Origin of the sequence: Burkholderia sp. BCC0044 (assembly GCF_902832955.1) — a bacterium.
GTDB lineage: Bacteria > Pseudomonadota > Gammaproteobacteria > Burkholderiales > Burkholderiaceae > Burkholderia.
Genome location: NZ_CADFDO010000003.1, coordinates 856,570 through 875,422, shown reverse-complemented (window position 1 = coordinate 875,422; position 18,853 = coordinate 856,570). Strand labels below are relative to the sequence as shown.

At 60.3% G+C, this 18,853-nt stretch carries 18 protein-coding genes; 6 read left to right on the top strand and 12 right to left on the bottom strand.

The features are described from left to right. The first annotated feature begins 9 nt into the window (after positions 1-9). The 5 genes from HWX14_RS20885 (at position 10) to HWX14_RS20865 (ending at position 4,893) form a co-directional block, all read left to right on the top strand. Positions 10-666, top strand: a complete 657-nt coding sequence (locus tag HWX14_RS20885; protein ID WP_006482308.1) for a CoA transferase subunit B — start codon at positions 10-12, stop codon at positions 664-666. An 88-nt stretch (positions 667-754) separates the two neighbouring features. Next, complete coding sequence (locus HWX14_RS20880; RefSeq protein WP_175884288.1) at positions 755-2,113, top strand: 3-carboxy-cis,cis-muconate cycloisomerase; 1,359 nt, start codon at positions 755-757, stop codon at positions 2,111-2,113. A 16-nt stretch (positions 2,114-2,129) separates the two neighbouring features. After that, on the top strand, positions 2,130-2,915 hold the full coding sequence (gene pcaD / locus HWX14_RS20875) for a 3-oxoadipate enol-lactonase (RefSeq protein ID WP_050017181.1): 786 nt from the start codon (positions 2,130-2,132) through the stop codon (positions 2,913-2,915). A gap of 9 nt (positions 2,916-2,924) precedes the next feature. Further along, the gene (gene pcaC / locus HWX14_RS20870) at positions 2,925-3,311 is read left to right on the top strand and encodes a 4-carboxymuconolactone decarboxylase (RefSeq protein ID WP_175884287.1); all 387 of its coding nucleotides are present in this window, start codon (positions 2,925-2,927) and stop codon (positions 3,309-3,311) included. A gap of 223 nt (positions 3,312-3,534) precedes the next feature. Further along, positions 3,535-4,893 (top strand): MFS transporter, encoded by a 1,359-nt coding sequence (locus HWX14_RS20865; RefSeq protein WP_175884286.1) that lies wholly within the window; start codon positions 3,535-3,537, stop codon positions 4,891-4,893. Between the two features lie 132 nt (positions 4,894-5,025). Here HWX14_RS20865 and HWX14_RS20860 read toward each other — a convergent pair whose 3' ends face one another. Continuing rightward, on the bottom strand, positions 5,026-5,274 hold the full coding sequence (locus HWX14_RS20860; protein ID WP_059581274.1) for a hypothetical protein: 249 nt from the start codon (positions 5,272-5,274) through the stop codon (positions 5,026-5,028). Positions 5,275-5,384: 110 nt separating this feature from the next. After that, on the bottom strand, positions 5,385-6,002 hold the full coding sequence (locus HWX14_RS20855) for a LysE family translocator (protein ID WP_175884285.1): 618 nt from the start codon (positions 6,000-6,002) through the stop codon (positions 5,385-5,387). Between the two features lie 453 nt (positions 6,003-6,455). Here HWX14_RS20855 and HWX14_RS20850 point away from each other — a divergent pair, with 453 nt between their 5' ends. Next, the gene (locus tag HWX14_RS20850; RefSeq protein WP_244130291.1) at positions 6,456-8,186 is read left to right on the top strand and encodes a DUF4041 domain-containing protein; all 1,731 of its coding nucleotides are present in this window, start codon (positions 6,456-6,458) and stop codon (positions 8,184-8,186) included. A gap of 355 nt (positions 8,187-8,541) precedes the next feature. Here the strand turns inward: HWX14_RS20850 and HWX14_RS20845 are convergent, their stop codons facing one another. The 10 genes from HWX14_RS20845 to HWX14_RS20800 all read right to left on the bottom strand — a co-directional run bounded on the left by HWX14_RS20845 (position 8,542) and on the right by HWX14_RS20800 (position 18,833). Beyond that, positions 8,542-9,642, bottom strand: coding sequence for an acyltransferase (locus HWX14_RS20845; protein ID WP_175884284.1), 1,101 nt, complete (start codon positions 9,640-9,642; stop codon positions 8,542-8,544). 68 nt (positions 9,643-9,710) lie between these two features. Continuing rightward, positions 9,711-10,169 (bottom strand): type II secretion system protein, encoded by a 459-nt coding sequence (locus HWX14_RS20840; protein WP_244130290.1) that lies wholly within the window; start codon positions 10,167-10,169, stop codon positions 9,711-9,713. Positions 10,170-10,215: 46 nt separating this feature from the next. Continuing rightward, a complete protein-coding gene (locus HWX14_RS20835; protein WP_175884283.1) occupies positions 10,216-10,698 on the bottom strand; it encodes a type II secretion system protein in 483 nt (160 codons plus the stop codon). Further along, the gene (locus HWX14_RS20830; RefSeq protein WP_175884282.1) at positions 10,631-11,107 is read right to left on the bottom strand and encodes a type II secretion system protein; all 477 of its coding nucleotides are present in this window, start codon (positions 11,105-11,107) and stop codon (positions 10,631-10,633) included. Before HWX14_RS20830 ends, HWX14_RS20835 begins: the two co-directional genes overlap by 68 nt. 10 nt (positions 11,108-11,117) lie before the next feature. Then, complete coding sequence (locus HWX14_RS20825; RefSeq protein WP_244130289.1) at positions 11,118-13,490, bottom strand: secretin N-terminal domain-containing protein; 2,373 nt, start codon at positions 13,488-13,490, stop codon at positions 11,118-11,120. A gap of 15 nt (positions 13,491-13,505) precedes the next feature. Then, a complete protein-coding gene (locus HWX14_RS20820) occupies positions 13,506-14,024 on the bottom strand; it encodes a hypothetical protein (protein ID WP_175884281.1) in 519 nt (172 codons plus the stop codon). Positions 14,025-14,026: 2 nt separating this feature from the next. Next, positions 14,027-14,644: a hypothetical protein gene (locus HWX14_RS20815; protein ID WP_175884280.1), complete on the bottom strand. Its 618-nt coding sequence runs from the start codon at positions 14,642-14,644 to the stop codon at positions 14,027-14,029. Positions 14,645-15,179: 535 nt separating this feature from the next. Further along, the gene (locus tag HWX14_RS20810) at positions 15,180-15,986 is read right to left on the bottom strand and encodes a hypothetical protein (RefSeq protein WP_175884279.1); all 807 of its coding nucleotides are present in this window, start codon (positions 15,984-15,986) and stop codon (positions 15,180-15,182) included. Next, entirely contained in the window at positions 15,967-17,652 is a 1,686-nt protein-coding gene (locus tag HWX14_RS20805) for a GspE/PulE family protein (RefSeq protein WP_175884278.1), read from the bottom strand. The genes HWX14_RS20810 and HWX14_RS20805 overlap by 20 nt, the downstream gene beginning before the upstream one ends. Then, on the bottom strand, positions 17,649-18,833 hold the full coding sequence (locus HWX14_RS20800) for a type II secretion system F family protein (protein WP_175884277.1): 1,185 nt from the start codon (positions 18,831-18,833) through the stop codon (positions 17,649-17,651). The genes HWX14_RS20805 and HWX14_RS20800 overlap by 4 nt, the downstream gene beginning before the upstream one ends. Between the last annotated feature and the right edge of the window lie 20 nt (positions 18,834-18,853).

Genomic DNA, 18,853 nt, shown 5'->3' with positions numbered 1-18,853 from the left:
GAAACCGACATGAAACGACTGACCCGCGATGAAATGGCCAAGCGCGTCGCCCAGGACATCCCCGAAGGCGCGTACGTGAACCTCGGCATCGGCGTGCCGACGCTGGTGGCGAACCACCTCGACCCGAGCAAGGAAATCTTCCTGCACAGCGAGAACGGCCTGCTCGGCATGGGCCCGGCGCCCGCACCCGGCGAGGAAGACGACGAACTGATCAACGCCGGCAAGCAGCACGTGACGCTGCTCACCGGCGGCGCGTATTTCCACCACTCGGATTCGTTCGCGATGATGCGCGGCGGCCACCTCGACTACTGCGTGCTCGGCGCGTTCCAGGTGTCGGCCAACGGCGACCTCGCGAACTGGCATACGGGCGCGCCCGATGCGATTCCGGCCGTCGGCGGCGCGATGGACCTCGCGATCGGCGCGAAGCAGGTGTTCGTGATGATGGAGCACCTGACGAAGCAGGGCGAGAGCAAGATCGTCGCGCAGTGCTCGTATCCGGTCACCGGCGTGCAATGCGTGAGCCGTATCTATACGGATCTTGCCGTGCTCGACGTGACGGCCGACGGCCTCGCGGTGAGCGAGATCTTCACCGACCTGTCGTTCGACGAGCTGCAGAAGCTGACCGGCGTGCCGCTGATCGACGCGACGCAGAAGGCCGCCGCCTGAACGGCAAGCGTGCCGGTGCGCGCATTCGAGCGCACGCCGGCACGCTTGGGTAGACAATAGGCGCACGCCGTTTCCCCATTCCGATGCCATGCTCGAAGACAGCGCCCGCCTGACCTCCCTGATCTGCGGCACCGAGCCGCTCAACCGGATCTGGTCGCCCCGCGCGACGATCCAGCGGATGCTCGACGTCGAAGCCGCGCTCGCGCGCGCGCTCGCCGTGCAGCAAGTGATTCCCGCCGCCGCGGTCGCACCGATCGAACGCGCATGCGATGCCGGCCGGCTCGACGCCGATGCGCTCGCGCACGGTGCGGCGCTCGGCGGCAATCTCGCGATTCCGCTCGTCAAGCAACTTACCGCGCAAGTGAAGGCCGACGACCCCGAGGCCGCGAAGTTCGTGCACTGGGGCGCGACGAGCCAGGACATCATCGACACTGCGACCGTGCTGCAGTTGCGCGACACGCTCGACGTGCTCGAACCGCTGCTCGACGAAGCCTGCGCGTCGCTTGCGACGCTCGCGCGCACGCATCGCGCGACGCCGATGATCGGCCGTACGTGGCTGCAGCAGGCGCTGCCGATCACGCTCGGCCTCAAATTCGCCCAATGGCTCGATGCGCTGCTGCGCCATCGCGCGCGTTTCGCCGAGTTGCGCGAACGTGCGCTCGTGCTGCAGTTCGGCGGCGCGGCCGGCACGCTTGCGAGCCTGCGCGAGCAGGCGGCCGGCGTGAGCGCCGCGCTCGCGGCCGACCTGAAGCTCGCATTGCCGGCCGTGCCTTGGCATACGCAGCGCGACCGCATCGCGGAAGCCGCGTCGTGCTTCGGGATGCTGACCGGTACGCTCGGCAAGATCGCGCGCGACGTGTCGCTGCAGATGCAGACCGAAGTCGGCGAGCTCGGCGAACCGGCCGCCGCCGGCAAGGGCGGCTCGTCGACGATGCCGCACAAGCGCAACCCGGTCGGCTGCGCGGCCGTGCTGACGGCCGCCGTGCGCGCGCCGAACCTCGTCGCGACCGTGTTCGCGGGGATGGTGCAGGAACACGAGCGCGCACTCGGCGGCTGGCAGGCCGAATGGGATGCGTTGCCCGATCTCGCGCGCCTGACGGGCGGCGCGCTCGCGCAGATCGCGCAGATCGTCGCGGGCCTCGACGTGAACACCGAGCGCCTCGCCGCGAACCTCGACCTGACGCACGGGCTGATCCTCGGCGAGGCGGTGATGCTCGCGCTCGGCGACCGCATCGGCCGGCTCGATGCGCATCACGTGGTCGAGCACGCGTCGAAGGAGGCCGTGCGTACCGGCGCGACGCTGTTCGACGTGCTCGCCGCCGATGCGACCGTGTCGGCCCACCTGTCGCGCGATGCGCTCGCGCGGCTGCTCGATCCCGCACATTACGTCGGCGAGGCGCAGGCCTATGTCGACGCCGTGCTCGCGCTGCACGCGGGCGCGAAATAACCAGGAGAACCTTGAGATGCCTTTCGCCACTGTCAACGGCGTGAAACTGCATTACCGGATCGACCGTGCCGCACGCGACGACGCGCCGTGGCTCGTGTTCTCGAATTCGCTCGGCGCCGACCTGCAGATGTGGGCGCCGCAGATCCGCCCGCTCACGCAGCACTTCAACATCCTGCGCTACGACACGCGCGGCCACGGCCATTCCGATGCACCGGCCGGTTCGTACACGATCGAGCAACTGGCGGGCGACGTGATCGGCCTGCTCGACCACGTCGGCATCGACTGCGCGCATTTCTGCGGCATCTCGATGGGCGGGCTGACCGGCGCCGCGCTCGCCGCGCGCTACCCGTCGCGCATCGTGCGCGCGGTGCTGTCGAATACCTCGGCCAAGATCGGCTCGCCGGAAGTGTGGGCGCCGCGTGCGCAGAAGGCGCGCGCCGAAGGGATGGCCGCGCTTGCCGACGCCGTGCTGCCGCGCTGGTTCACCGACGCATTCGTCGACCGCGAGCCGCGCCTGTTCGATGCGATCCGCGACACCTTCGTGCATACCGACAAGGACGGCTATGCGGCGAACTGCGACGCGCTGAACGCCGCCGACCTGCGCGAGGAAGTAAAGGGCATCGCGTTGCCGGTGCTCGTCGTGACCGGTGCGAAGGACATGTCGACGCCGCCCGACCAGGGCCGCGCGCTCGCCGCCGCGATTCCCGGTGCGCTGCACGTCGAATTCGACGCCGCGCACATTTCGAACATCGAGTGCACCGACGGTTTCAACCGCGCGCTGCTCGATTTCCTGACTGCATGAGGCACCGCGATGGACGACCAGGAACGTTATGAAGCAGGGATGAAGGTGCGTCGCGCGGTGCTTGGCGACGCGCACGTCGATCGCTCGCTCGAGAACCGCACCGAGGTGACGGAGGAATTCCAGAACCTGATCACGCGCTACGCATGGGGCGAGATCTGGACCCGCGACGGGCTGCCGCGCCATACGCGCAGCCTGCTGACCATCGCGATGATGGTGGCGCTGAACCGCGGAGAAGAACTGGCGCTGCACCTGCGCGCCGCGCGCAACAACGGCGTGACGCGCGACGAGATCAAGGAAGTGCTGCTGCAGACCGCGATCTATTGCGGCGTGCCGGCCGCGAATTCCGCGTTCCATCTCGCGGACAAGATCTTCAAGGAACAGGACGAAGCCGGCTGAGGGCGGCCGCAACCGATCGCGCGGCCTGCTTTCGCAAGCGGGCCGTCGACGACGGGATCGATGAACGCGCCGGCAGAGCATCGGCGCGGGGCGCACCGGATGGCTGGTGCGCGAACAAAGGAAGGGCGCGGCTGCCATGCCGTATTGCTCATACATATATAGGCGTTGCATGGGACCGGAGTAAGCGCTGAAGCGCCCACTCCGGCCGACAAGGAGACAGGCGATGAATCGCACACCCGTGGTCGATGTCCAGACCTTCATCAACGAGCAGCCGTTCGGCGGCTTTCAATGGCTCGTGTTCCTCATGTGTTTCGTGATCGTGCTGCTCGACGGCTTCGATACGGCCGCGATCGGCTTCATCGCGCCGTCGCTGCTCGGCGAATGGAACCTCACCAAGCCCGATCTCGCGCCCGTGTTGAGCGCCGCGCTGTTCGGCCTCGCATGCGGCGCGCTCGTGTCGGGCCCGCTGTCCGACCGGCTCGGCCGCCGCTCGCTGCTGCTCGGCTCGGTATTCCTGTTCGGCGTGGCGTGCCTGATGTCCGCGTTCTCGAACACGATCGGACACCTGACGATCCTGCGCTTCGTCACCGGCGTCGGGCTCGGCGCCGCGATGCCGAACGCGGTCACGATGATGGGCGAATTCTGCCCGGACAAGCGCCGCGCGACCGTGATCAACCTGATGTTCTGCGGCTTTCCGCTCGGCGCCGCGTTCGGCGGTTTCCTGGCCGCGTGGATGATTCCGCATTTCGGCTGGCGCAGCGTGCTGATGCTCGGCGGCGTGACGCCGTTGCTGCTCGGCGTGCTGTTGCTGCTGAAGATGCCGGAATCGGTGCGCTTCATGGTCGCGAGCGGCCAGTCCATCGACAAGATCCGCGCCACGCTCGCACGGATCTCGCGCGACGCGCTGAACGCCGGCTCGTTCGCGTTGACCGAAGCCGCGCCGCAGACCGGCGGCAAGGGCCTCGGCGTCGTGCTGTCGCGCTCGTACATCGTCGGCTCGGTGATGCTGTGGCTCGCGTACTTCATGGGCCTCGTGATCTTCTACGCGTCGATCAACTGGATGCCGATCCTGCTGAAGGATGCGGGCCTGACGCCGAAGAGCGCGACGCTGATCTCCGCGCTGTTCCCGCTCGGCGGCGTGGGCGCCGTGCTGTGCGGCGTGCTGATGGACCGCTTCAACGCGAACCGCGTGATCGCCGTGTGCTATGCGCTGACGGCGGTGAGCGTGTATGCGATCGGGCAGGCGGCCGGCAACGTCGGGCTGCTGGTGCTGGTCGTGTTCGTGGCCGGCGTGCTGATGAACACCGCGCAATCGTCGATGCCGGCGCTGGCCGCCGCGTTCTATCCGACCGAAGGGCGCGGCACGGGCGTCGCGTGGATGCTCGGCGTCGGCCGTTTCGGCGGGATCGCGGGGTCGTTCCTCGTCGCCGAACTGACGCGCCGGCATTTCTCGTTCGCGGGTGTGTTCGCGACGATCGCCGTCGCCGGCGTGCTCGCGTGTGTCGCGCTGCTGATCAAGCAGATGGCGCGGCCGCATGGCGTCGCCCAGCCGGCAGGCAAGATCGAGTCGCTCGGGCATTGAACGGCAGGCGGGCCGGTGCGTTGCGCCGGCCCAGTGCATGACGGATTCAGGTCGATTGCAAGCAGATCGACCGACGCAGGACAGCAGACCGGGCCGCCTTTGCGGCCCGTCGACATTCGGGCGGCCGCACCGCTACTCCTCCGCGTCGTGTTCCTTGACGAAGTTGCGCAGATACGCGCGCAACGCGGCTTCCCGGCGGCGATGATCGTCGTGGTTCGCGGCGCCCATTTCCTCCTCGTCACCGAACAGCGTCGGCGGCGCGCAGTAAGTGCCGACTTCGATGTTCTCGCGCAGCACGCGGATGTCGTGCGTGAGCGGGTGATACTCGGCGATCCAGTGCATGCCCTCGATGTGCTCGCCCGCTCTCAGCATTGGCTTCATCAGCAACCTCCATGCAGAGCAGCGGTGCAACCGCCGAAGCGGTTGCACGCGCCCGTACCGAAAGGGTACGCCTGCATCACGTGAAGCTCAACGGGCGCGCGGGTGAGCGCTCACTGCGGCAGCAGATGGGCGACGAGCGGATACAGCGACAGGATCAGCAGCACGGCCATCGTCACGTTGAAGAGGCGCAGCGCGCGGGGATTCGACAGGAAGCGACGCAGGCCGAGGCCGAACGCGGCCCACAGGCAGATGCACGGGAAGCCGATCAGGATGAACACGACGGACATCCACGCGGCGTTCAACCCGTAGTCGGCGGACAGGCGGATCGTCGTTGCGGCGGTCAGCACCATCATCCACGCTTTCGGATTGACCCACTGGAACGCGGCGGCTTCGATGAACGTCATCGGCCGCGGCTTGGCGCCGTGGGCCTTCACTTCGCCCGACGTGCCGATGCGCCATGCGAGGTACAGCAGGTACGCAACGCTCGCGGCTTCGAGAATCGTATACAGCAGCGGCAGGCGCTTGAACGCTTCGCCGAGGCCGAAGCCGACGCAGAGCATCAGGATCGCGACGCCGATGCTGATGCCGAACAGGTGCGGCATCGTGCGGCGGAAACCGAAGTTCACGCCGGACGCGAGCAGCATCGTGTTGTTCGGGCCGGGCGTGATCGACGTGACGAGCGCGAACAGCATGCCGGCCGGCAGCGCGCTGAGGGTGAGGAATTCCATCGCGGATTCTCCATTTGTGTTCGAGGCTGGGATGGAGATCAGTTTAGCGACGGTTTTCTGTACAGTACCGGTACAGTTTGCTTGGCGGATGCCGGTACGGGGCGAGACTTGTTGGGGGCGGGTGTTCTTCCGTTGTTGGTTCTCAGAAAAGCCCTCCGCCTTTCCAAGTGTTGTCCTTGAATAAAAAGCCGCCCATCTGAAGAAATCGCGCCGGCTCTGCGAATTTTTGTTGAGATCGAGATTAGGGCGCCAGAGTTCTATCAGCAGAGCAATTTACCACTGCGTCAAACGAAAGAAGTGCATCGCGAAGGGGCCAAAAGCGGGAGGCCCACCAAAGATCGAAGGGGCTTGTGGAAGAGTCGGCTTGATCATTCGAGCTTCCTCGCAGGTTTCTGCGCTGAGAACGTGGCAAAGTAGCGTCTGCTGAAAAAAACACACTAGGTGTGCATGCGGATGCTGCCAGAGCCGACCGCACACAGAACCTTGAGAGAGACCGTGGCTTTAACTCTAATAATCCTTGTCATCCTCGTTGCAGTGTTGCTGTGGCGATACTCCGCCGCCTCCCAGGCGTTGTCAGCAATCAAGAAGGAGTTTGCCGACCTCGGCGTGCACGTCGAAGCGTTGCGAACAGCAAAGGAGGAAAACGATGCCACGAACGCGCACGCGATTGCCGACTTGCGAGAGCAACTGGCGGCAGCGACGGCGGACAGAGACTCGCTCTCCAGGTTTGTCGATATACGTGACACGGTGATCGAGGCTGACCGCATCAGATCCGAAGCTGCTCAAATCCTGAGCTTCGCTGAGAGCCGGTCCACGGCGTCGGTTGCTGCTGCCGTGGAAGAGGCGACACGCTTAGTGGCAGAAGCGACTTCTGAAGCCAAGCAGAAGCGCGGCGAGGCGGAGCAGATGATTTCGCGCGCGAGCTTGCAGGCAGCGAAGGTTATCGAGGACGCTCGTACGCGGGCGGAGGAAATTGGAGGTGATGCTCTTCGTGCGCTGGAAGATGCCGACCGCCTTACAGCGACTATGGCCGCCATGAAGAACGTCATTGACGGCTACGGGGATTCGTACATGATTCCCAGCCACAGTTTGCTCGACGAGCTTGCCGAGACCTATTCGCATACAGAGGCCGGAAAGCAACTTAAAGTTGCGCGCGACTACTCGAAGTTGATGGCAACACAGAAACGGGCTGCCGAGTGCGATTACGTGGAGAAAATCCGCCGCGATACTGCTATCAGGTTTGTGGTTGATGCTTTTAACGGGAAGGTAGATTCCATTCTCTCGCGCGCTAAAGTTGACAACTTCGGAACGCTGCAACAGGAAATCAAGGACGCCGCAGCGCTGGTGAACCACAACGGCTCCGCATTCCGAAATGCACGGATTTTGAAGGAGTACATTGACGCGCGCGTTGAGGAGCTGGTCTGGGCGGTGCGGACGTACGAGCTTCGCGAGCGCGAGAAGGAGGAGCAGCGGCAGATCCGCGAGCAGATGCGTGAGGAGGAGAAGGCTCGTCGGGAGTATGAGCGTGCGATGCGTGACGCTGCGAAGGAGCAAGACCTCATTCGCCGCGCGATGGAGAAGGCGCAAAGTCAGATTGCTCGGGCCACGGAAGAGCAGAAGGCGCAGTTCGAGGCTCAGCTTGCCGAACTCGAAGAAAAGTTACAACAGGCGGAAGAGAAGAACCAGCGTGCGCTGTCGATGGCGCAGCAAACGAAAGCCGGTCATGTCTATATCATTTCCAACATCGGCTCGTTCGGCGAGCATGTTTACAAGGTTGGTCTGACGCGCCGTCTTGAGCCGTTGGACCGGGTTCGGGAGCTTGGTGATGCGAGCGTGCCGTTTTCATTCGATGTCCACGCGATGATTTGGTCGGAGAATGCTCCAGATCTCGAGCGGACGCTACATCGCAAGTTTTTCGAGGCGCAGGTCAACAAGGTCAATCCGCGCAAGGAGTTCTTCCGCGTGGGCCTCGCGGATCTCCGGGCAACCGTCGAGGACATGGGGCTGAACGTGTCGTGGACGATGACAGCTGCTGCGGCGCAGTATCGCGAGAGTCTTGCGATTGCGCGTCAGATCGAGTCCGATCCGGAACTGCGCGACAAGTGGTTCAGGCAGCAAATTGCTTACGAGGCGGCGTTGGAGAACGACGAGGAGAGTTCGACGGAGGCGCAGACCGTTGCTTAAAGCCAATTTGGCCTTCGGTCGGGCTCCGGATGCCCGAACTGGCGACCTTCAGAAGGCATGTACGCAACGGACTTTAGGCAAACCGGGCGAGATTACGAGCACCTGCAAGCTCCTCGAGTCGTCGGCGGACGGGTTCGTGAACGGCAGCTTGAAGATTTATACAACAACAGCTTGTACATTCGAGCTCGGGGAAATATTTGATGCGTTCGACGGATGTCCTTCAGGGATCGGAAGGGACTGTGTTGAGCAAGCTTCGAAATGAATTCCAACGATAGACATCATCACGGCAGCGTTTTCCGTGGCCGTGATTCCTCGCACCAGGCTATCCAACAGTGTGCCGCATCGAGGATTGTCGTCAATCAATCGCGACGCACCTTCCCTTTTCCCGAAGACTGTCTGACCACCCATAAATACGTGCGCGCCACGGTTGCTCGACGTACGTATGCAGGATCTGCGCTGCTCCGTAGGAGATCAGGACGTATGAACCACCGACCAGCACAGGAGACGTCGCGCGGAGCGCGAAATAGTCGAGCAACGGACGAAAAACGTCGTGCACCAGATAGACCGAGTACGACACTGCGCCGAGCCATTGAAAGATGCGTAACGAGAATAGGCGTGCGACCGGGCCATGGTCGGACGACAGCGTAGCAACGAGTAATGCGAATGCGAATGGTGCGACGAACGAAACAACGGAAAGGCTCACGCCTTTGTAATCACGCGCGCTGATCACGATCACCATTATGGCGACGGCGAGAGCAAGCGATTGCGTTAGGGGCCGCGTTAGCTCGAGAACGGCGCGCGTCGTCCGATAGTGCGCAATCAGTGCGCCGAGGAAAAATCCCGCGAGGCATCGAGCCCACCCATAGTCGAACAGAAGATTGAAGCATCCGCCAGCGCTTATGCATGAGGACGATACGACAGAGGCGGCGACCGCGACACCATAGCCGAAGGCCGCGAGTGCGATGAGCGCCGCGACGCGTGCATGGCCGCGTAGCACGAGGCAAAGCGCGCCGAATAACATATAGACGAAAAACTCGCAACTCGTCGACCACGTGACAGGCAACCCGACAAGGCGTCCATATAGCGGTAGTCCTTGCGTCATCGTGAACACCGCGAACACGTCAGGGAGCGGCGGCAGGCTCGATTGCGCGGCGAGCCAGCCACCGGATAGCAGCACCGAGCCGTTCAGCAGCGCGAACAGCGCGAGGCTTGCTACCAGTTGCGCCGGATATAGGCGGCCGAAACGACGAATCATGAAGATGCGCCACGCCAGGCCATCGGTCATGCGTTCGCTGTAAGTTGCCGAGATGACGAAGCCGGACAGGACGAAGAACAGATCGACCGCGAGATAGCCGCCCTGTAGCCAGCGCATGCCGTGCCACATGAACTGCATGTGGAAAATGACGACGAGCAATGCAGCGGCCCCGCGCAGTCCCTCAAGACTCGATATTTTCATTTCTATCACCGCCAAGGAATTATTTATCCGAGGAAGACAATTTGTAGGGGCTTCCGATCCTGGGCCAACTACGGAACCGAGGCACCAGAGGGACGCACAACGGCAATGGGGGATATTTGATAGTAGAAGAGCCATTCCGAATATCTGCTCTTGCATGCAAACGCCTCGAATGGCGGAGGAAATCGATCAACCTTTATCGGGTGTCGATCGGACGCACTACTGACTCCCATGATTTTTCCACCGGGCGTCATCACCAGCAACCAATCGTCTCGCCCGGTAAGCGGATCCACGTAGATCTGCCGAAGATGGCGGACGATAGTTGGAAAGCGCGGGTCCAGCAACAGCACCTGAAGTGATGAGGGATAAGGATCACCGCCGGGAGGCGTCACTTCATAGTAGCTCTTGAGGGCTGCTCGGAATTGTGCACCCACAAACAGCAATTCTTCCTCGGCGATCCGGCGCTGAGCGATCGAACCTAGTGCTGCTGCAGCGGCTGACACGATCCCTAGAATGGCAACAAAAATCAAGAGTCCAATGTATGTGAACCCTCTCGCTGATGTCGCGCGTCGACCTCTAATAGTCGCCATACCTTGTCCCATTTTTGTCGCTACCTTGTGCCATGCTCTTCACATCGTAGACCTTCCCCTGATCCAGATCGTCTGGAGGCAAGATCTTCCACTCGGCGGCGGGGCCGGCCACGGGATCGACAGGGATCACACGTAGATACTTTTTGTCAACGAGTTGAGTGAGACTGTCTGGGTAACGTCCGGTATCTCCATAGTATTTGTCGATGGTCTCGCGTATGACGCGCAAGTTCTCACGCAACACCACTTCCTTTGATGTTTCAACACTCTGGAAGTACTTTGGTATAGCTAGCGTCAGCAGCACGGCGACGATCGCCATGACGACTAGCAGTTCAATCAGCGTGAAGCCCTTTGCCCCGGAGAGGCGGTGCGACCGCGACTCCGAGGACGATTGATCTGGAGCACTACCACCGGCGATACGGAATGCCGTTAAGCCCGACGCGCGGCGATTTCGAATAGATATCGTAGACATCATCCCCCTCCTGAGGGTCTGCTCCATCACTCGTATAACTGCGCTTTCCCCATGTGTCCGCGTTACCAATGGCGTCATTAGGAAAAAAGGGATCTCGGGGGATACGTCTCAAGAAATAAATTTTCGCCTTCTTGGGATCACGAACATCCTCAACACCGTCCACGAGCACATTGAGATTTCTCGGATATCCAGTGCTGTCGGCAGTCTTTTCGATGCGTCCGTGGTCGGCTGCGTCCTTGTAAGCGTCGATCCCCGCACGTATTTCGCGCAGGTCACGGTGCAACTCCAGCTCCTTCACTCGTTGGACAGAGACCTCTACTGTCGGCAACGCAATACACGCTAACGTCGCGAGTATGGCCAGCGTAATGAGCAGCTCGATAAGCGTGAACCCGGTCTGAACGCATCGCATGCTGCACCTTTCAAGGCGTGACGACTATTGCTTGCGGTGCTGGCAGCACAAGCGGAACCGTTGTCCCGTTCTGCCCCACCGGCACCATGGATACGACAGAAAGCGATGTTGGGTTGGCCGAGCCAATTGGTTTGAACGTCGCGGTGAACACTGCACCCTGTCCGGTCGCGCCAGCGGCACCGGATTGGCCATCACCGGTATATGTTTCGGTCACGTAGATTTGCCCTGCTGCAGGGTCCGCACGAACCTGGAAACTGGTCGGTATTCCCCCTTGTTTCAGGAAATCTCCCTCGACAATATTGCCTACTTCCAGCTTCTTTGGATCGTAGCCAATCGCCAACGGAATTCCGGTCACAGGTTGACCTGAATTCATGACTAGTTGCACGGTGAAGGGCTGACCTACTTTGGCTTGCGCAGGCGCAAGCCAGATCGCCTGTGCCGGGTCATTTGTCTGCTCAGGTCCCGCATTCCCCGGAGAGCCGACTGGGGAAGCGGACGCTGGGGAACTCGGTATGCTCGTTGGCGAGGTGCCGGTGGGACCAATGCTTGACGAGGATCGTCCCTCCGGTGTTGGCTTCGAAATCGTGGGAGAACTTGCAGGCGCCGTGCCGGGTAGTGAAGTGGTGTCTACGTTGACATCACTTCTCGCAACGCTACGCGAGTTGGATTCAGTACCGGAGTCGAATGCCAGCAGTCGTGCGTCGGGGTTGGGAATGGTACGAATCAGGTGAGGGGTGATTGACAGGACGATTTCGGTCTTTTTTCCGTCGTTCTGATGACTGGAAAAGAGTCTGCCCAATAGTGGAATCTGGCCGAGCCCCGGAATTTTGTTCGCCGTATGCGTATCGTTGTCGTTGATGAGGCCGGCGAGAACCTGGTTCTCGCCATCCTTCAGTCGAAGTACGGTGGCAGCGGATCGCGTCCCGATCTGATAAGCGATAGTGCCTTGCGATGTCGTTAACTGGTTCGCGATGTTGCTCACTTCCAGGTTGATCTTTATCTCAACCTCACCATCGGCGGCTATGACTGGCGTGACCTCGAGTTTCAACCCGACATCGAGATACTGAACGTTCGAAGACACGAAGCCGGTTGCGGTCGACGTAGACGTGATGTTCGGGACCTTGTCGCCAATCAGGATTTTGGCGGTCTCGCGGCTACGCACGCGGATGCGAGGATTCGCGAGCAGGTTTGTATCCGTCGTTGTGAGACTCGCGTTGACCGTAAGTGGTGGCACGGTCGCACCCACAGCCGCCGTCGTCAGGCGACCCAGATCGGCCAGTGTCAGCGTATTGTTTGAGCCGCTCGGTAACGGCGTCAACGTAAGCTGATCGGGATACTTGATGCCGAGGCTTGAAAGGCGGTTGCGATCAACTTCCAGAATTTCCACTTCCAGCATCACCTCCGGGTCTGGCAGGTCCAGAAGTTGAACGAGTTTTTCCGCGATTGATACGTTTTCCGGTGAGTCGCGCATGATGACGCTGCTTTCCTTCTTGTCAACGATGAGATCGCGGGTCTTGGCTATCGTCTTTAGCGTGTTGGCGACCTGTTCCGGGTCTGCATGCGCCAGGAAAAAAGTTCGCACCGTCAATGGTTTGTAGTCTTTCAGTTTCGCCGGTGTGTTGGGGTAGATGAGGATCGTGTTCTCGTCTAGGGTGCGTTGTTCCAACTGGTTGGTCATCAACACGACATCGATCGCAGCCTTGACTGTCGTGTGATTCAGAAAGACTGAGGTTTTTTGGTCAGTGCGTACGTCCTTGTCGAACACAAAGTTGACGCTTGACGTGCGCGACATCACCTCGAAAACCTGTGAAAGGGTCGCGTCTTTGAAGTTGATCGTGAACATCCGCTTCAGTGCCTCTGTCATTGTCGCGTTAAGAGGTGGTCGCTCAACGGGATCATCAAGAGACTTAAATAGCGTCCGAGCAGGCGTGTTGGCGGGGTCCTCCGCGAGAATTCTCTTCAGCAACGGAATCGCTCCGTCGACGTCCTTTTTAGCGACCATCGCTCGGGCCTGATCTAACCACTTTGTGTGGAGTGCGTCAGTATCCAGTTGCACTAAACCGTACTTCGCCCGATCATTGTCTGGATCAAGCTTCAAAACGTTCTGATAGTTATCGCGCGCTGCAGGCACATTGCCTTTGCGTACGGCGTCTCTGGCCGCCTCCAGCGAGGTCGCGACGGCCTGATCGCGCAGTTTTAGATACTCGGCGCGCAGCACCGCGTTTGTAGGGTCATTCTTGAGTGCTATTCGCAACGTCGCGAGGCTCTCGTCCACCTTTCCAGCATCGAAGGACTCATGCGCCGCACGCAGCGCTCGCTCAGTGCCACACGCAGACAGCATCGCTATTAGGATGGCTCCAAGCAGAATGGATTTGGTTGACATGGCCGACGCGACTCGCTATTGGATATTCAGCTGTTGGGCCTCATTCAGAGGTAGATAGCGAATGGTCGCAATCGGTGGAGTGATATTCTCGACTCGATAGGTATCGCGTATTACGTCATTGGCCTTGACGATCAGTATCTCGTCGCCCTTGGCAAGAAAGACCTGCCACTGTTCGCCTTCCAGCTCTTTGCCGAGATAGGTAAATGGAAGCGGCGGTGCGGTAGGCTTCTCTTCGACTGACGATGCGGGTGGCGGTGGAGTCCAGGACGTCACAGCAAAAGGTGCGGCGTCTTGTTTGTGAATGAGCGGGGAGGCGCGGCCACGCAGCAGCAAAACGCCACTTGAACGAGCATCGGGATCGACACGGTCTGATACGCTCGCCGACGTCGCCTGAATCGACCCTGGAGAGGGTTCGGATGCCGGGACGAGCGCTCGGCGCGTCGCACCTACCGCCTCTCCCGGATTCGATCGATCTCCGAACACCGCGATGAGAGCTGAAGCGACTAGGCCGCCGGCCATTAGAATGCGGCGCATTTTCATTTCGTCGCCCCCGAGACCAATTGAGCTCCCGCTGGTGGCGATGGTTGGGGCGGTGCCGGCCGCGACATACGCAAGCCAGTAAAGAATGTCAGCCGAAGCGTTGCTTCGATCTGTCCGTTGCTGACCTTGTCGCGATGGAATTTGATGGCGTCCAGTGACGCTGATGGAAACTCAGCCAGTACCTGTTCGCAAAACATCTGGATGGCTGCATAGGCTGCCCGAATGGGCAGGTCGACTTGATAGGTCTCGTACTGTCCAGCCTTGTCAGTGGTCAGGCGGTAGTCGGCTTTCTCGAGCTTCACACCGGAGAGGCTGGCAATCTCGAAGAGCCTTCCAATCGATCGCTCGAGCTGATCCTCAGGGATCAGCACGGAGTAAAAGTGTTTGAGCCGGCTTTCCGCCTCGTCAAACCTCGCTACCGGACGCGTGCTAGACCGTTGGAGGGTCCGCTCTTGCTGACGCAACTGCCAATTCTGCGAATTCAGTTCGCGATCCATCAGTGGTGCAACGACGCTGCTCAGCAGAAGACCTAACGTAAATGTTCCGGCCGCAATCCATTCCGCTATAGAAAACGTTGCGAGCCACAGAGTGAAGTTGAGGACGGTGCGCTTCATCGCTCGGATCCCCGCCAGGTCGCATCAAATCTGAAGCGTATTGGCAAGTTGGAATCGGATGTGTTGATCTCGTGATGGGTGAGGGTTACGCTCGTAAAGAACCCGTTCCGCCTGAGATCCTCGAGGTACTGAACCATTCCCTCCGGCCCTGCGGCCTCACCCGTGCCTTTCATGGTGAAGGTCGTCGCTTCGGGCTCGATTGCCAACAGCGTTACATGCGGTGTAGCTACACTCTGTAGCGCTTCGAAGAAATCACCCCACGGTACATTTAGCCGCCCAATTCCTTGATTGACCGCGCGCACCTGAGCGTCGGGAGGCGGCGGAGATGGGCGATTCGCGGTTTCGCGCATCGCAAGGACCGACTCGAGATGGTTTTCTCGAGCACGGACTTTCGCGGTCGTGCTAAGCGCTTCATCGATTCGAACGCCAGCCCAAAGACATAGCCCTAGACCGATAAGCGCGAGCGCGAGGGCCGGCGAACGGAGCCGCCGCTGTGGCTGTCCGACTGATGCCGCGTAATCAATGTTTAGGCGCATCATTTCGAATCCCTTCGCGAATCCGCGTCACGAGACTCATTGGAACCGACCTGTACTGTGACGCCTTGTACTCGTTTGAAATGGAACCCGGCGATATCGGTTCCGTGCCAGGCTTCAGGGACGTCGCCGCTCAATATGACAGTTTGGGGTGAACTACCGTGATGGTGTAACGCCAGGCATCGAAGCGTGGACACGACCGTGTTCAACGAAGTCTCTTCACCAATTTGGTGCTGCACCTTACGGATGAATCCGATCTGCCGGTTCTGAATCAGTGCTGCGGTAAAGGTTGAGTCGCTGAGCACCGCGAACCACGTTTCGCCCTGGTGGAAGGACCGATAGTATTTGTTCCATTCAGCTACGAAATGGGGCACACAGCGTTCGACACTGAGGCAACGGGACGACATTCCCGTGCGAATCGCGTTGACGAGTGACAACGGAATTGCGCTGGCAATAAAAGGCCTGGTCGCGTGCCAATCAGCTTGCAGGCTCCAGTTGTCTGGCGAGTCGCCAAACAGCTCTTCGAATCGCAACAACATGCACAGTCTGAGATCCCTCCGTGTGGATACGTTCTTGGGGGGTACGACGATCCAGAATCGGGTATATGCATCGCTAACCACGATGTCCACGGCAAACTTCGTCTTTTGCTCATCGGCAAAGCACGACGCCACCGCGTCCTCAACGGATGCCAAAATTGGCACGGACAACGGCACGACCGGACCGACCGCGTTCATTGCGGAGCGTCGAAAAAAGGAAACGTGATCCTGGGCGACCACGAGTTGGACGGTTTCACGTGACCATTGCCACACGTCGAACCTCCTCGAGTGTGGTAAGCCCCTGTGTGGCCCAATCCAAACTCGTCTGGTGTAACGGTCGAGTCCCAAGCCTGTACGCTGCTTCCTTGATTTGCCGGATAGGCGCTTTTTCGACGATCATCTCGCGAATCTCGTCGTTGAGAGTCAGGATCTCAGCGACTGCCTTTCGTCCGCGATATCCAGTGCCCCGACAGTCCCCGCAACCTACGCCCTTCACGAACGTGAATCGATCTGCGTCTTCTGCGAGCAGACCCGCGCTGAGCAATTGCTCAGGGGTAGGACGGTCGGATTCGCGACACCGAGTGCAAGTCAAGCGCACCAGGCGTTGTGCACAAATGCCATTCAGGGACGATACGAAGGCGTAGGGGTCGATTCGCATGTGGGTGAATCGACCAAAGACGTCGAATACGTTGTTCGCGTGTACCGTGGTTAGGACAAGGTGGCCAGTGAGGGCAGCCTGCACCGCAATTTCGGCCGTTTCGGGATCCCGAATCTCGCCGACCATGATCTTGTCGGGATCGTGCCGCAAAATCGAGCGGAGACCGCGGGCGAAAGACAGCCCCTTTTTGTCGTTCACGGGAATCTGCAGGACGCCGGGCAGTTGGTATTCCACCGGATCCTCAATGGTGATGATTTTGTCGTGGCCGGAGTGCGTCTCCGCAATGACGGCATACAAGGTCGTCGTCTTTCCCGAGCCAGTGGGGCCCGTAACCAACAACATGCCATGGGGAGCATCAGCCAGTTGACGCAGCGTCTGGAGCGTTGACTCGTCAAATCCAAGCGCATGTAGGCTCAAGCTGCCGTGAGCTTCGATCATTGCCTGCTTGTCGAGAATTCGGACTACGGCGTCTTCACCGTGGACACTTGGCATGATAGAAACGCGCAAATCGATATCGCGCCCCTGCGCACTCACGCGGAAACTGCCATCCTGAGGAACTCGTCGCTCGCCGATATCCAGATCGGCGAGCACCTTGAGGCGGGAGATGACCTGTTCTGCTAAATCCACACCGCTAAAAGTTGCCGCTACCACGAGCACACCATCGATGCGGTACCTGACGCCGAGGCCGCTCGGGTGGCACTCGAAATGCACGTCAGACGCGCCGGCCTTCAGTCCGTCGTACAGTGTGGAGTTGACGAGCTTAACTGCGGGGCTTGAGCCGTCTGCCGCTGCTGCATACGATAGCTCCGGCGTATTCCGCTTGTCGCCGGCGTCGCTTCCCGCGACAGCCAGGATGCCGTCCACCGCACGGGTGCGTTCCTCCTGTTTGGCGAGGTAAGCCCGAATGTCTTCCGCGACAGCCAGCCGAAACTGCAATGGCGCACCGGCATGAGCATCAAGCCAGATCTGCAGATCCGCATCAAATGGATCCGGGACTACGCCCCACAGATCACCAACCTCGGTCCGTAACAGGACCGCCCCTCGCTGCAGAGCCTTGACGAGCGGTAGTAGATCGAATGCAGGTGTGACTGCACTCATATCGGCCGTTTCCACTACGGGCCAATTGAGGTGGCTTCCGAGCAACGCGACAATTTCCCGGCCACTTGTTCCCGTCGTCGTCTGCAGCGCGTCGATCATGCTCCCGGATGACCGACGGACAAGATCACGCGCCCTGTCAATCAGCTCGGCGTCCAACGACAAGACTGGCGAGGTGGTGTTCATTGCAGACTCGAAGCCAGATCGAAGATCGGCATGTACAGAAGAATCACGATCGCCCCGACGATCACTCCGATCGTGGCCATCAGTAGAGGCTCAAATGTACGTGTGAATCTATCGACGAAGCGCGAAATGTCACCCTCGTAAAACTCCGCGGACTGCCGAAGCATTTGCCCCATTTGGCCAGAGTGCTCACCCACACGCAGCATTCGAAGTGAAACTGCCGTCGTAAGTCCGTGGCGTTCAAACGCGGCGGCAAGCCCGTAGCCTGCCTCGACGTGGCCGCTAGCGCCATCAAACGCCTGATCCCAAGCGCGCGGAATCACGGCTCGCGCACTGCGCAGTGCGTCCATGACCGGCATACCTCCCTCGAGCAGCACGCCCAACGTTAAATAGAGACGTGATAGTTGATAGGTACGCACATGCTCGCCAATGAATGGCAATGACGACATAAGCCGCCCCAGTCCACCACGTGTAACCCACGAGCGTGCCGCTACAAATACAAGGGTGGTGCTGCAAATTGCAGCAATCGCTATTGCGAGTGGATGCTCCCCTATGAATAGCCCAACTTTGATCATGGCAAGGGAGAGCATGGGAAGCGGTCGGCCCGTGTCCTGATAGATGACCGCAAAGCGTGGCACCACATAAGCCATCAGAAAGACCGTCACGGCGCCACCTACCGTACAGAGAATCACTGGGTAGAGCGAGGCGCTCACAATTTTGCTACGTACCGTATCGACGCGTTGCTGATATTCGACGTAGCGCCCCAGAGCGACCGGCAGGTCGCTTGTACCCTCGGCCGACCGGACAAGGCCAATGTAAATGGGCGGAAACACGGATGTATGTTCAGCAAGGGCGGAAGAGAATCGATTCCCTTCACGTAGCGCCTGCAAGAGCCGTCCAATGAGTGCCCTGGTGCTTTGTACAGCCTCCTTTTCTTCGAGCGCTTCCAATGCCTCCACAATGGCGAGGCCCGCACGCAGCAGCGCCAGGAGTTCTTGCGTGAACAACACGACCGGGAAACGAAATCGGCCCTTCATCGATCGACCGACGATTGCAGGCCGAATATCAATCGGGCGTAGCGATTGAGCTTCAAGTTCGCGCCTTGCCGCTGACGCGTCACCAGCTTCAATCGTTACCTGAACGATTCGGTGGTCGGCGCTTAGAACTCGCGCATCGAAACGCATCGCTGGGACCCTCGTTGACG

Coding starts and splice junctions, on each gene's coding strand:
- HWX14_RS20850 (WP_244130291.1), top strand. CDS start 6,456: ATGCTGCCAGAGCCGACCGCACACAGAACCTTGAGAGAGACCGTGGCT.
- pcaD (WP_050017181.1), top strand. CDS start 2,130: ATGCCTTTCGCCACTGTCAACGGCGTGAAACTGCATTACCGGATCGAC.
- HWX14_RS20880 (WP_175884288.1), top strand. CDS start 755: ATGCTCGAAGACAGCGCCCGCCTGACCTCCCTGATCTGCGGCACCGAG.
- HWX14_RS20830 (WP_175884282.1), bottom strand. CDS start 11,107: ATGCGATGCGTTCAGACCGGGTTCACGCTTATCGAGCTGCTCATTACG.
- HWX14_RS20825 (WP_244130289.1), bottom strand. CDS start 13,490: ATGTCAACCAAATCCATTCTGCTTGGAGCCATCCTAATAGCGATGCTG.
- HWX14_RS20860 (WP_059581274.1), bottom strand. CDS start 5,274: ATGAAGCCAATGCTGAGAGCGGGCGAGCACATCGAGGGCATGCACTGG.
- HWX14_RS20800 (WP_175884277.1), bottom strand. CDS start 18,833: ATGCGTTTCGATGCGCGAGTTCTAAGCGCCGACCACCGAATCGTTCAG.
- HWX14_RS20815 (WP_175884280.1), bottom strand. CDS start 14,644: ATGAAGCGCACCGTCCTCAACTTCACTCTGTGGCTCGCAACGTTTTCT.
- HWX14_RS20865 (WP_175884286.1), top strand. CDS start 3,535: ATGAATCGCACACCCGTGGTCGATGTCCAGACCTTCATCAACGAGCAG.
- HWX14_RS20885 (WP_006482308.1), top strand. CDS start 10: ATGAAACGACTGACCCGCGATGAAATGGCCAAGCGCGTCGCCCAGGAC.
- HWX14_RS20835 (WP_175884283.1), bottom strand. CDS start 10,698: ATGTCTACGATATCTATTCGAAATCGCCGCGCGTCGGGCTTAACGGCA.
- HWX14_RS20820 (WP_175884281.1), bottom strand. CDS start 14,024: ATGCGCCGCATTCTAATGGCCGGCGGCCTAGTCGCTTCAGCTCTCATC.
- HWX14_RS20805 (WP_175884278.1), bottom strand. CDS start 17,652: ATGAACACCACCTCGCCAGTCTTGTCGTTGGACGCCGAGCTGATTGAC.
- pcaC (WP_175884287.1), top strand. CDS start 2,925: ATGGACGACCAGGAACGTTATGAAGCAGGGATGAAGGTGCGTCGCGCG.
- HWX14_RS20845 (WP_175884284.1), bottom strand. CDS start 9,642: ATGAAAATATCGAGTCTTGAGGGACTGCGCGGGGCCGCTGCATTGCTC.
- HWX14_RS20855 (WP_175884285.1), bottom strand. CDS start 6,002: ATGGAATTCCTCACCCTCAGCGCGCTGCCGGCCGGCATGCTGTTCGCG.